Genomic DNA, 12,642 nt, shown 5'->3' with positions numbered 1-12,642 from the left:
CCTATTTCCGTGGCGCCGGGGTCGATCGGCCGCCTTGATGCAGGATCAGACCGGTGACCTTGCCCGCCGCGTCGCGGGTGAATTCGGCCTGGGCGTCGACGACCTTGAGGAAGAAGCGGTCCTTGCTCTCGGGAAACAGCTCGAACTCCTGTTGCCCGGTCGCCTGGGTCATCAGCTTGCCGTCCTTGACCCGCATCGTGATCGCGAAGGTGGGGGAAATTTCGTACACCCCTTCATATTGGACCAGTTCTTCGGGGGCGATGGTCACGGCCTTGCGCTCGCTCGGAAGGACGACGGTGCCGCCGCGGGCAAGGGTCATCAGCGATTTGGAGAGTTTCCCGGGCGAGGGGCCGTTGAGGTTGCCGAGCACCACCACGGTGATCTTGCGATCGGGATCATAGGCGAGCGAGGTGTTGAACCCCTCGATCCCGCCGCCATGTTCGATCGTGGTGACGCCGTCTTTGCTTTCCACGCCGATGCCAAGCGCATAGCCATTCTTGTACGGGGTGCGGAAAGCGGCGAGCGAGGCGGGTTTGAGCAGCTTGCCGCCGTACAGGCCGCGCTGCCATGTCAGCAGGTCGCGGGTCGTGGAATAGAGCGCGCCCGCGCCCTGAGGGATAGTCATGCTGATATAGTCGGCATTGACCGGTCCGTCCTTGGACGGGGCATAGCCCGATGCGCGGCGCGGGATGATCGCGGCGTGGCTGTCATAGCCGGTATCGGTCATGCCGAGCGGCTTGAACAGGTTCGCCGCGACGAACTCGGCATAGCTCTGGCCGCTCAGTTTCTCGACGATCGCGCTGAGCAGAATATAGCCCGAATTGGAATAGTTCCACTTCTCGCCCGGCTGGAACTCCAACGGCTTGTCGCGGAAACGCGCGATCAGGCTCTCATGCGTTGCGGGCAGCGTTTTCTGCTTTCCGTAATCGGGGAAGCTGGTGAAGTTCGGAATGCCCGATGTGTGGGTGAGCAGGTGATGGACGGTCACCTTGTCCCAGCTGGCGGGCGCATCGGGGAGATAGGTCTTGACCGGAGCGTCGAGCGTCAGCTTGCCGCGTTCCTGAAGCAGCAGGATCGCCACTGCGGTGAACTGTTTGGTGACCGACCCCAGGCGGAATTTGGTCGCGCCGTCATTGGCGATCTTCCATTCCAGGTTCGCCGAGCCATAGCCCTTGTCGAACAGGATTTCGCCATCTCGCGCGACGAGCACCGCGCCCATGAACTCGCCCTTCTGCGCATCGTCGCCGACGACGGCGTCCATGCGCGCGGGATCCTGTGCCAATGCGGGCGTGGCGATCAAGGAGAGCGCAGCGAACCCAGCGGTGATGCTCGGAAATTTCATGGTTCGATCCCTCCCTGTGTATTGCTCAACTATAACAGTTGGCAGCAAGGGTGCAAGGGCAAGCTGGGGTAGCGACGGGTCGGGGTCAGGCGACCGACCTGGTTCTTTCGGATCGCACCGATGCGGGTGCGCTCTGCCACGCCGCACGGTCCCGTCCCAGACGCTTGGCGCGATTGAGCGCCGCCTCGGCGCGGGCGAACAGCGTGTCGAAATCATCGTCCATTACCGCGCCCGCGACCCCGGCGCTGACCGTCAGGCGGATCATTTCCCCATAGCGGCCCGGGGTCTGGAGGCCGAAAAGGCCGACGCGCACCCGCTCGGCGACGTTCATCGCTTCGGCCTGGCTGTCGGCGCGGACGAACGCGGCGAATTCCGCTCCCCCGATGCGACCGCATACATCGCCCTCGCGCAGCAGCGACGCGATCCCGTTCGCGATTCGAATCAACGCCCGGTCCCCCGTCGTCTCGCCATGGACATCGTTGATGCGCTTGAAGCGATCGATGTCGAACAGCAGCAGATAATGCCCCTCAGCGCTCCGGGTTGCCATCCGCGCCTCGACTTCGGTCACGAGGCTGCGGCGATTGGGGATGCCGGTCAGCTGATCCTGCGTCGCGATCAGCTTGAGCTTCAGATTGGCACGGCGAAGGGCTTCGGTACGGTCGGAGACCTTGCGCTCCAGCTCCGTTTGGGCCGACCCGATCCTTTCCGCCATCACATCGAAGTCATGGGTCAATTGGGCAACCTCGTCCCGCACCGCGATCCGTTCGATATCGACATAACGGGCGGGGGGCACGCGACGGGTCAGCGCGCGCGTACGCTCGATCAGCCTGCGCAGAGGCGCGCCGACCTGGCGACGGAGCAGGAACAGGATGGTGAGTGCCTGAAGGACCAGGCAGGCGGCTGCGGTCAGCGCAACGCGCAGGATCAGCCGGTTGGTTTCGGCTCGCATCACGGCTTCGTCCTGGACGACCAGCGCGTACCAGCCCGGCGTGCCGATCTTTCGCATCGCGACAAAGCTGTCGAGCGACGGCGCTTCACCCAGGAAATGCCCGTCGCGCTGCGCCTGGACGAAAGACCATAAGGCAGCCAGCCGGGGATCGCGGGTCGTGGTGAGGTCGAGCATCGATTCGGGGCCGACGCGCCGCTGTCGCGTATAGTCCGGGTGGTGGATCAAGCGTCCCTCGCGCGAGATCAGGATCACGCTTGCTCTTGGAACGTCGGCGAAATCACTCGGCGCGATTAACGTGTCGAGCAGCACGCTGGTCCCCCATGTGCCGACGTGCCGACCGTCGATGTCGACCGGCGTCATGCACCCGGTCGTCCAGGTCCCGCCGCTGCGGTCGTGCACGATATGGCGTAGCGCGGTGCAGCGCATCGCACGTGCCGGATTGGCCGTCGGGGTCGAGATGGTGGCAAATTCCTGACGCTGGAAGTCGAGCGTGCTCGGCGCGTCCTGACGATAAAAGCGGAGGCGATCCGGGCGATCCGCAGCGAAGATCACCAAGCTGTTGTCGGGCGTGAAATAATAGAGGCTTTCCAGCTCGGGTCGCACCCCTTCGCCGAGCGCATGGACGATACCGGTCGCTGCCATCAATCGGCGTCGCGCCGCTGCGTCCGGCTCGTGCGCGATGAACGCGCCGACGCCCCTTATATAGCCCAGGGGCGTGTTGCCGCCATTGTAGAGGGCCGGCGCGCTGCGTCGCCCACCCCGGCGATCAGCGGGAAACATGACGTCGAACGCGGCGGCATCGGCGAGGCGGGGGCTGGACGCGAGCTGCGCGCGCATCAGCTCCGTGGCGTGAATGTGCGTGGTGCGGATGCGGGAGAAACGCCGTTCCTCCTCCCGGACGACCTGCCGGGCATAATGGTCGAGCGTGGTGAGTCCGGCCTCGCGCGTGCGTCGCTCGCTGTCACGATAGGAGAGAAACCCCGCGACCACGAAGATAAGGCCGATCAGCGCCGACAGCGTAATGGCCGTTCGCGTGGTGATCGACATGTCGCGCAGCAAAGTCGGGAGCCGCTCCAGCATCGTCCTGAGCTAGAGCGGCTGGGTTAAGCGCCCGATTAGGCGGACCTACGTAGTCGCCGCAAGCCGATCAGATGTGGATCGGCTTGCCCGTCACTGCCATCGCCGCTTCCTTGATCGCCTCGCTGTGCGTCGGATGCGCGTGGCAGGTATAGGCGATGTCCTCGCTGGTCGCGCCGAATTCCATCGCCTGGGTCGCCTGCGCGATCATGGTGCCCGCAAGGCTGGTGATGATCCACACGCCGAGCACGCGATCGGTCTTGGCGTCCGCAATGATCTTCACGAAGCCGTCGGGCTCGTGATTGGTCTTGGCGCGGCTGTTGCCCGCCATCGGGAATTTGCCGACCTTGACCTCGCCCTTTTCCTTCGCCGCCTCTTCGGTCAGGCCGACGCCGGCGATTTCGGGCATCGTGTAGACAACCGACGGGATCAGGTCGTGGTTCACGATCCCCGTGAGGCCCGCGATATTCTCCGCGACCGCGATGCCCTCATCCTCGGCCTTGTGCGCGAGCATCGGGCCGGGGACGACGTCGCCGATCGCCCAGATGCCGTCGACCGCGGTCTCGAACTCGTGCCCGACCTCGATCTGGCCGCGCGCATTCACGCTGAGCCCCGCGGCTTCGAGATTGAGGCCGTCGGTATTGGGACGGCGGCCGATCGCGACGAGGACATTGTCCGCTTCGATCGTCTGCGCCTCGCCGCCCTTGGCGGGCTCGACGGTCACGGTGGCCTTGCCGCCATTCACCGCCACGCCGGTGACCTTGGTCCCGGTCTTGAACTCGATGCCCTGCTTCTTGAACAGCTTGGCCGATTCCTTGCGGACGTCGCCGTCGAAGCCGGGGAGGATCTGGTCGAGATATTCGACCACGGTCACCTTCGCGCCGACGCGGCGCCACACGCTGCCCAGCTCAAGCCCGATCACGCCGCCGCCGATGACGACCAGATGCTCGGACACCTTGGGCAGTTCGAGCGCGCCGGTGCTGTCGACGACCACCTGCTGGTCGATCTCGACGCCGGGCAGTGGGGTGACCGATGATCCGGTGGCGATGACGATGTTCTTGGCGCGAACCTCGCGGTCGCCGACCTTGACGCTGTCCTTGCCGGTGAACGCGGCATAGCCCTTGAGCCATTCGACCTTGTTCTTCTTGAACAGGAATTCGATGCCGCCGGTCAGGCCCTTGACCGCTTCCTTGCGCTGCGCGTGCATCGCGTCGAGGTCGAGTTCGACCGAGCCGAGCTTGACGCCGAGCTTGGCGAGCGCGCCGCCGGCGGCTTCCTCGAACAGCTCGGACGCGTGGAGCAGCGCCTTGGACGGGATGCAGCCGACGTTGAGGCAGGTGCCGCCCAGCGTCTCACGCCCTTCGGCGCACGCGGTCTTGAGCCCGAGCTGCGCCGCGCGGATTGCGGCGACATAACCGCCGGGCCCGGCACCGATCACGAGGACGTCGAAGTCGTATTCAGCCATTGTTCTATGCCTCTTCGGATTAGCTCAGGATGCCGATAACGTAATTGTTATCTCGCACGGCTTCATCGGCGAACCGACGCAGTGCGGGGACACCTTGCATCACATAAGGAAGTGCTTCCTCGCCTTCTTCTTCGAAGACGTCGGCGAGATAAACATACTCCCTCACCATCGTCGCCGGATCGTATCGCTGCGCCAGTTCGTCGTCCGATACTGCTGCTAGTGCATCGGCGAAGGCGCTGACTCTAGCGGGATCGAACTGCCAGTAGCCACCAAAACCGTTTTCGTCGGTACCGATTAATTCCTCGTCGGTAGCAACAAGAACGCTGAGCGGATGACCGGTCTTACCTGCATCTCCTGTGAGCATGAAATGAAGCGCGTGCCAGGCCTTGTCGAAATCGACGAGGCGACCATCGGCGCTTTCACTGAAGACCATCTCGTGCACCGCATCAGGATTGGCGGCGAGATGGGCAACCTCGTCCGCCGTGGCTCGGCGTAGATAGACGACCATGCTCATTGGCGAATCCTTACAGGTCGATCAGCAAACGCGTCGGGTCTTCGATCGCGTTCTTGAGCGCGACGAGGAAGGTGACTGCCTCACGCCCGTCGATCAGGCGGTGGTCGTAGGACAGTGCCAGATACATCATCGGGCGGATGACGATCTGGCCGTCGCGGACCACGGCGCGGTCCTCGATACGGTGGAGCCCTAGCACCGCCGACTGCGGCGGGTTGATGATCGGGGTCGACATCAGCGAACCGAACACGCCGCCGTTGGAAATGGTGAAGGTGCCGCCCTTCATCTCGTCCATCTTGAGCGTGCCGTCCTTGGCGCGCTTGCCGAAGTCGCCGATGGTCTTTTCGACCTGCGCGACGCTCATCTGGTCGGCGTCGCGGATGACGGGGACGACCAGGCCCTGCGGCGCGGAGACCGCGACCGAGATGTCGGCATAGTCGTGATAGACGATCTCGTCGCCGTCGATCTGCGCGTTGACGGCGGGGATGTCCTTGAGCGCCATGCACGCGGCTTTCACGAAGAAGCCCATGAAGCCAAGGCGGACGCCGTGCTTCTTCTCGAACAGATCCTTGTACTTGGTCCGCGCTTCGATGACCGCGGTCATGTCGACGTCGTTGAAGGTGGTGAGCAGCGCGGCGGTGTCCTGCGCTTCCTTGAGGCGGCGGGCAACGGTCTGGCGCAGGCGGGTCATCCGCACGCGTTCTTCTTTGCGGCCGCTGGCCGATGCGGCGGCAGCCGCCGGGGCCGGCGCGGGCGCTGCTGCCGGGGCGGGCGCGGGCTTGGCCGAGGCCGCGGCGACCACGTCCTCCTTGGTGATGCGGCCGTCCTTGCCGGTACCGGTGATCGTCGCCGGATCGACGCCATGCTCCAGGATCGCACGGCGAACCGACGGCGAGAGGGCTGCGGCCTCGACATCCCCCGACGCCGGTGCCTGCTGCGCGGCGCTCGCCGGGGCGGGCGCCGCTTCGGCTTTGGCAGCGGGAGCGGGCGCCGCGCCCTCACCCGCCTCGATCGTGCCGATCATCGCGCCGACGGCGACGGTATCGCCGACCTGCACCGCGTGGGCGCCCATGACGCCCGCGACGGGGGCGGGCACCTCGACCGACACCTTGTCGGTTTCGAGGCTCGCGATCGGCTCATCGGCAGCCACGGCGTCGCCGGGCTGCTTCAGCCATTCGCCGACCGTCGCTTCGGTGATCGATTCGCCCAGCACGGGGACGAGGATTTCGGTTGCCATCGTTCAGTCCTTCCTGGGGATCAGGGTCAAGCCCCGGCCTTGCCGACCGGCTTGGTGGTGTCGCTGCGGGTGCGACGGATTTCTTCGCGTACATTGTGGCCCAGCGCGTCGGCGACAAGGGCGCCCTGCTCGGCCTGGTGGCGCTTCATCAGGCCGGTGGCGGGCGAGGCGGCCGCGGCGCGGCCGGCATAGCGCGGCCGTTGCGGCTTCACCCCCGCCTCGATCAGGCAGTCTTCGATGAAGGGTTCGACGAAGAACCAATAGCCGTTGTTCTTGGGTTCCTCCTGCGCCCAGACCACCTCTTCGAGGTTGGTCATGCGCTGGAGCCGCTTGACCAGCGGCTCGCCGGGGAAGGGGTAGAGCTGTTCGATGCGCACGATCGCGGTGTTCTTGTCGCCCGCCGCGTCGCGCGCCTCGATCAGGTCATAGGCGACCTTGCCGGTGCACAGGACCAGCCGCTTCACATCCGTGTCCGCTGGCGCCGACGGGTCCGAGAGGATGCGCATGAAATGCGTCTCCCCCAGGAAGTCCGCAGCCTTGCTCACCGCCATCTTGTGGCGGAGCAGCGACTTGGGCGTCATCACCACCAGCGGCTTGCGGAAATTGCGATGCATCTGGCGGCGCAGCAGGTGGAAGAAGTTGGCCGGCGTGGTGCAGTTGGCGACCTGCATATTGTCGCCCGCGCAGCTTTGCAGGAAGCGCTCGGGGCGCGCCGAGCTGTGCTCGGGACCCTGGCCCTCATAGCCATGGGGGAGCAGCATCACGAGCCCGTTGGCGCGCAGCCACTTGGCCTCGCCCGACGAGATGAACTGGTCGATCATGATTTGCGCGCCGTTGACGAAATCGCCGAACTGCGCCTCCCACAGCACCAGGCTCTTGGGGTCGGCGAGCGCATAGCCATATTCGAAGCCGAGCACGCCATATTCGCTCAAGGGACTGTCGAGCACCTCGAACCGGCCGTGCGGAATCTCGCTCAGCGGCACATATTTGCGCTCGTCGGTCTGGTCGACCCACACCGCGTGACGCTGGCTGAACGTGCCGCGGCCCGAATCCTGGCCCGACAGGCGGACGCCATAGCCCTCCGACAGCAGCGAGCCGAACGCCAAAGCCTCGCCAGTCGCCCAGTCGAAATTCTCGCCCGACTTGAACATCGCCGCCTTGGCATCGAGCACGCGGTTGAGCGTCTTGTGGACGGTCAGCCCATCGGGCACCTGCGTCAGCGTGCGGCCGAGGCTGTCGAACAGCTTCTTGTCGATGCCGGTCTCGACGTTGCGGCGCGCGGTTTCCGCGTCGCCCGGCGCGCCGAGCCCCGACCAGCGGCCGCCGAACCAGTCGGCCTTGTTCGCCTTGTACGACGCGCCGGCCTCGAACTCGGTTTCGAGATGCGCGGTGAACTCTGCCTCATGACCCTTGGCGAAGCCCCCGTCGATCACGCCCTCGCGCTCCAGCCGCTGGGCATAAAGCGCAGCGACGCCGGGATGCTTCTTGATCTTGGCGTACATCAGCGGCTGGGTGAAGCTCGGCTCGTCGCCTTCATTATGGCCGAAGCGGCGATAGCACCACATGTCGATGACGATGTCGCGCTTGAACCGCTGGCGGAATTCGATCGCCATCTTGCAGGCGAAGGTGACCGCTTCAGGATCGTCGCCATTGACGTGAAAGATCGGCGCCTGGACGCCCTTGGCGACGTCCGACGGATAGGGCGAGGAGCGCGCGAATTGCGGGCTAGTGGTGAAGCCGATCTGGTTGTTGATGACGAAGTGGATGCAGCCGCCGGTGTTGTAGCCGCGGATGCCCGAGAAGCCGAGGCATTCCCACACGATCCCCTGGCCGGCGAACGCGGCGTCGCCATGGATGAGGACGGGCAGGACCTGCTCGTGATTCTCGAGGTCGTTGCGGTTGGTCTGCTGCGCGCGCACCTTGCCGAGCACGACCGGGTCGACCGCTTCGAGGTGCGAGGGGTTGGCGACGAGCGACATGTGGACGCTGATGCCGTCGAACTCACGGTCGGTGCTGGTGCCGAGGTGATACTTCACGTCGCCCGACCCGCCGATATCGTCGGGGTTGGCCGATCCGCCCGCAAATTCGTGGAAGATCACGCGATAGGGCTTGGCCATCACGTTGGCGAGCATGTTGAGGCGGCCGCGATGCGCCATGCCGTACACGATCTCGCGCACGCCATACTGGCCGCCGTACTTGATGATCGCTTCCATCGCGGGAATCATCGATTCGCCGCCGTCGAGGCCGAAGCGCTTGGTGCCGACATATTTCTTGCCGAGGAATTTCTCCCACTGCTCGGCTTCGATCACCTTGGCGAGGATCGCCTTCTTGCCGTTGGGCGAGAATTCGATCGCCTTGTCCTTGCCCTCCATGCGCTCCTGGAGGAAGCGGCGCTCCTCGACATCAGCGATGTGCATATATTCGAGGCCGACATTGCCGCAATAATTGCGGCGCAGGATTTCGACGAGCTCGCGCACGCTCGCCTTTTCAAGCCCGAGATTGCCGCCGAGATAGATCGGCCGGTCGAGATCGTCGGCGCCGAACCCGTGATATTCGGGCGTCAGGTCGGCGGGCAGCTCCTGCTTCGACAGGCCCAGCGGATCGAGATTGGCCGCGAGATGGCCGCGCACGCGATAGGTGCGGATCAGCAGCATCGCGCGGATCGAATCGTTCGCCGCGCGGGCGATGTCCGCCGCCGAGGCCGCGGGTGCCGGGGCCGGAGCAGGCGCGCCGCCGCGTGCGGGCCTGGGCGCGGGCTCCATCTGGGTCGGGTCGAGCGCGGCGGTGAGCGCGTCGGTGTCCTTGAGCGGCCAGCGCGGATTGGCCCAGCTGGGGCCGGTCGCGGTGCTTTCCAGCCCCTCAAACCACTGGCGCCAGCCCGCCTCGACCGCCGACGGATCAGCCTTGAACTTCGCGTACATCGTCTCGACGAAGGCGGGGCTCACGCCACCTGCGATCTCCGCGAAATCCAACCCATCAACGCCCATCTTACCGTTCCTTCGTCACCCCAGCGAACGCTGGGGTCTCTTGCCGCCCGAGGCCCCAGCTTGCGCTGGGGCGACGGCATCGACTTCAGCCCTTCAGCGCCTCGAGCAGCGTCTCGCCGAGCAGGCTCGGCGACTGCGACACGCGGATGCCCGCTGCCTCCATCGCCGCGATCTTGCTTTCCGCATCGCCCTTGCCGCCCGACACGATCGCCCCGGCATGGCCCATGCGGCGGCCCGGAGGCGCGGTGCGACCCGCGACGAAGCCGGCCATCGGCTTCTTGCGACCGCGCTTGGCCTCGTCGATCAGGAACTGCGCGGCCTGCTCCTCGGCGTCGCCGCCGATTTCGCCGATCATGATGATGCTCTCGGTCGCGTCGTCGGCCAGGAACAGTTCGAGCACGTCGATGAAGTTGGTGCCGTTGACGGGATCGCCGCCGATGCCGACCGCAGTGGTCTGGCCAAGGCCCGCATTGGTCGTCTGGAACACCGCCTCATAGGTCAGCGTGCCCGAGCGGCTGACGACGCCGACGCTGCCCTTGGAGAAGATGTTGCCCGGCATGATGCCGATCTTGCACTCGCCGGGCGTCAGCAGGCCCGGGCAGTTCGGGCCGATCAGGCGCGACTTGCTGCCCGACAGCGCGCGCTTCACCTTGACCATGTCGAGCACCGGAATGCCCTCGGTGATGCACACGATCAGCGGGATTTCGGCGTCGATCGCCTCGAGGATCGAGTCCGCGGCGAAGGGCGGGGGCACGTAGATCACCGACGCGTCGGCGCCGGTCTTGCTCTTGGCTTCGGCGACGGTGTCGAACACCGGGAGGCCGATATGCTCGGTGCCGCCCTTGCCCGGGGTCACGCCGCCGACCATCTGCGTGCCGTAGGCCAGCGCCTGCTGGGTGTGGAAGGTGCCGGTTTCGCCGGTCATCCCCTGGGTGATGACCTTGGTATTCCGGTCGATGAGAATGGACATTCAGAACCCTCCGATAGATTGCGAGACCAGGACCAGGCCCTGGATGCCGTAAGACGTGCCCAGCGGGTGATCGCGCGGGACATAGGTGATTTCGAGGCTTACGCCCTTCTGCCAGGGCTCCCACAGCCGCTTGGTCGCGGTGCCGCTGGCCTGAACGCCGGTCGGTGCCGATCCGACCCAGCCGTCGATCTCTTCGCGCGGCGGGGCGGCGGGCAGGTCGAGGTCATAGGCACGACAGCCATCGCCCCAATAGCCTTCCTTGGCGACGAAGCGGCTGGTGACGAGCCAGGCGGTGCGGCCGTCGAAGCTGTGGCGGAAGACTTGTCCGGAGACTTGTGCGTCCGGCTCTTCCTCACGCATCGCCTCGCGGCCCTTGGCGACGATCCCGGCAATGCGCGGATCGGCATCGGCCTCCGCCACCTCGGTCCAGCCTGCAGCTTTCGCAGCAGGAGCGACCTTGTCGAACGCGGACTCGCCGTCAGAGGTCTTGAGATCGAAGCACGCCGCCTTGAACGCCGCGAACAGCGGTGAGGGGGCGGGGGCCGTCGCTGCGACCAAGGAAATGGCGAGGAGGGCGCTCAAGCGACACCTCCATATCCTGTTCCCCGGCGAAGGCCGGGGTCCAGGATCGGCGCATTCGAGGTGACGGACCGACGGCGCAATCCCACGGCGACTGGACCCCGGCCTTCGCCGGGGAACGGGAAGTAGTCGCGGCTCCGGACACTGCTCACGAGGGCAGCAGCGAGGCGAACAAGTCGTCCCACTCCGGGTTCAGCCCCTCGATCTCGCGCAGTTTCCACGCCCGTTTCCATTCCTTCATCTGAAGCTCGCGGTGGCGGGCTGCATCCAGGCTCTCGAACGCCTGATACCAGACCAGCAACTTGCACCCGTATCGCTTCGTAAATCCTTCAACGAGGCCGTTGCGATGTTCCCAAACGCGCTTGGGGAGATCGCTCGTGACCCCCGATATAGATCGTTCCGTTTCTGCGGTTCGCCATGATGTAGACGAAACCGGCCTTCCCCATCTCGATCGCCCCGTTACTGGACCCCGGCCTTCGCCGGGGCACAGTGTGGAACTCAGCCGAGCGAGCTGTCGATGCCCTTGCAGGCGACCAGCAGTTCCTTAACCGCGTCGACCGAGACCTGGAGGTTTGGCCTTGGCCTCGTCGTCCAGCTCGATCTCGATGACCTGCTCGACGCCGTTCGCGCCGATGATCACGGGCACGCCGACATAGAGGTCGTCGACGCCATACTGACCGGTCAGGTGCGCGGCACAGGGCAGTAGGCGCTTCTGGTCATAGAGATACGCTTCGGCCATTGCGATGCCGCTGGTGGCCGGGGCGTAGAAGGCCGAACCGGTCTTGAGCAGGCCGACGATCTCGCCGCCGCCCGAACGAGTGCGTGCGACGATCGCGTCGATGCGCTCCTGGGTCGAGCGACCCATCTTGATGAGGTCGGGGATGGGGATGCCCGCGACGGTCGAATATTCGACCACCGGGACCATCGTGTCGCCATGGCCGCCAAGCACGAAGCTGTTCACTTCCTTGACTGACACCTGGAATTCCTCGGCGAGGAAATGGCTGAAGCGCGCGCTGTCGAGCACGCCGGCCATGCCGACGACCTTCTGGTGAGGAAGACCGGAGAATTCGCGCAGCGCCCACACCATCGCGTCGAGCGGATTGGTGATGCAGATGACGAAGGCGTCAGGCGCGTTGGCGGCGATGCCTTCGCCGACCGCCTTCATGACCTTGAGGTTGATGCCGAGCAGGTCGTCGCGGCTCATGCCCGGCTTGCGGGCGACGCCGGCGGTGACGATGATGACGTCCGCGCCCGCGATGTCGGCATAGTCGTTGCTGCCGGTGATCTTGGCGTCGAAGCCCTCGACCGGGCCGCACTGGCTAAGGTCGAGCGCCTTGCCCTGGGGAACGCCCTCGACCACGTCGAACAGCACAATGTCGCCGAGCCCCTTGAGTGCGGCGAGGTGGGCGAGGGTACCACCGATATTGCCGGCGCCGATAAGGGCGATCTTCTTGCGGGCCAAATGAGCCTCCCTGAACATGCGTTGGGCGGCCCGTCCTAACTCATCGGCCGCAGGGACGCCGGG

Annotated in this window: 8 protein-coding genes and 2 pseudogenes; all 10 read right to left on the bottom strand. The window is 65.5% G+C overall.

Translation table 11 applies throughout. The features are described from left to right. Window position 1: 1 nt before the first annotated feature. The 10 genes and pseudogenes from FPZ54_RS09715 to mdh all read right to left on the bottom strand — a co-directional run bounded on the left by FPZ54_RS09715 (window position 2) and on the right by mdh (window position 12,579). Window positions 2-1,342 (bottom strand): serine hydrolase, encoded by a 1,341-nt coding sequence (locus tag FPZ54_RS09715; RefSeq protein ID WP_145846754.1) that lies wholly within the window; start codon window positions 1,340-1,342, stop codon window positions 2-4. Between the two features lie 85 nt (window positions 1,343-1,427). Continuing rightward, the gene (locus FPZ54_RS09710) at window positions 1,428-3,371 is read right to left on the bottom strand and encodes a sensor domain-containing diguanylate cyclase (protein WP_145846752.1); all 1,944 of its coding nucleotides are present in this window, start codon (window positions 3,369-3,371) and stop codon (window positions 1,428-1,430) included. Window positions 3,372-3,438: 67 nt separating this feature from the next. Beyond that, window positions 3,439-4,833 (bottom strand): dihydrolipoyl dehydrogenase, encoded by a 1,395-nt coding sequence (gene lpdA, locus FPZ54_RS09705; RefSeq protein ID WP_145846750.1) that lies wholly within the window; start codon window positions 4,831-4,833, stop codon window positions 3,439-3,441. A gap of 19 nt (window positions 4,834-4,852) precedes the next feature. Then, on the bottom strand, window positions 4,853-5,347 hold the full coding sequence (locus FPZ54_RS09700) for a YfbM family protein (RefSeq protein WP_145846748.1): 495 nt from the start codon (window positions 5,345-5,347) through the stop codon (window positions 4,853-4,855). 10 nt (window positions 5,348-5,357) lie between these two features. Continuing rightward, the gene (gene odhB / locus FPZ54_RS09695; protein ID WP_145846747.1) at window positions 5,358-6,581 is read right to left on the bottom strand and encodes a 2-oxoglutarate dehydrogenase complex dihydrolipoyllysine-residue succinyltransferase; all 1,224 of its coding nucleotides are present in this window, start codon (window positions 6,579-6,581) and stop codon (window positions 5,358-5,360) included. A 26-nt stretch (window positions 6,582-6,607) separates the two neighbouring features. After that, window positions 6,608-9,568, bottom strand: coding sequence for a 2-oxoglutarate dehydrogenase E1 component (locus tag FPZ54_RS09690; protein ID WP_145846745.1), 2,961 nt, complete (start codon window positions 9,566-9,568; stop codon window positions 6,608-6,610). Between the two features lie 85 nt (window positions 9,569-9,653). Then, window positions 9,654-10,538, bottom strand: coding sequence for a succinate--CoA ligase subunit alpha (sucD, locus tag FPZ54_RS09685; protein WP_145846743.1), 885 nt, complete (start codon window positions 10,536-10,538; stop codon window positions 9,654-9,656). Then, window positions 10,539-11,120, bottom strand: coding sequence for a hypothetical protein (locus FPZ54_RS09680; protein ID WP_145846742.1), 582 nt, complete (start codon window positions 11,118-11,120; stop codon window positions 10,539-10,541). It abuts the gene before it with no gap. A 145-nt stretch (window positions 11,121-11,265) separates the two neighbouring features. Then, window positions 11,266-11,563, bottom strand: a pseudogene (locus FPZ54_RS09675) (GIY-YIG nuclease family protein). Window positions 11,564-11,615: 52 nt separating this feature from the next. After that, window positions 11,616-12,579, bottom strand: a pseudogene (gene mdh / locus FPZ54_RS09670) (malate dehydrogenase). Window positions 12,580-12,642 lie beyond the last annotated feature (63 nt).

It is taken from the genome of Sphingomonas suaedae, assembly GCF_007833215.1.
Taxonomy (GTDB): domain Bacteria; phylum Pseudomonadota; class Alphaproteobacteria; order Sphingomonadales; family Sphingomonadaceae; genus Sphingomonas; species Sphingomonas suaedae.
The sequence above is the reverse complement of the archived record's forward strand: the minus strand, read 5'-3'. Positions and strand labels throughout refer to the sequence as shown.

Bases quoted from the DNA above. Each gene is read 5' to 3' on its own strand.
- FPZ54_RS09710 (WP_145846752.1), bottom strand. From the start codon at position 3,371: ATGCTGGAGCGGCTCCCGACTTTGCTGCGCGACATGTCGATCACCACG.
- FPZ54_RS09700 (WP_145846748.1), bottom strand. From the start codon at position 5,347: ATGAGCATGGTCGTCTATCTACGCCGAGCCACGGCGGACGAGGTTGCC.
- sucD (WP_145846743.1), bottom strand. From the start codon at position 10,538: ATGTCCATTCTCATCGACCGGAATACCAAGGTCATCACCCAGGGGATG.
- odhB (WP_145846747.1), bottom strand. From the start codon at position 6,581: ATGGCAACCGAAATCCTCGTCCCCGTGCTGGGCGAATCGATCACCGAA.
- FPZ54_RS09690 (WP_145846745.1), bottom strand. From the start codon at position 9,568: ATGGGCGTTGATGGGTTGGATTTCGCGGAGATCGCAGGTGGCGTGAGC.
- lpdA (WP_145846750.1), bottom strand. From the start codon at position 4,833: ATGGCTGAATACGACTTCGACGTCCTCGTGATCGGTGCCGGGCCCGGC.
- FPZ54_RS09715 (WP_145846754.1), bottom strand. From the start codon at position 1,342: ATGAAATTTCCGAGCATCACCGCTGGGTTCGCTGCGCTCTCCTTGATC.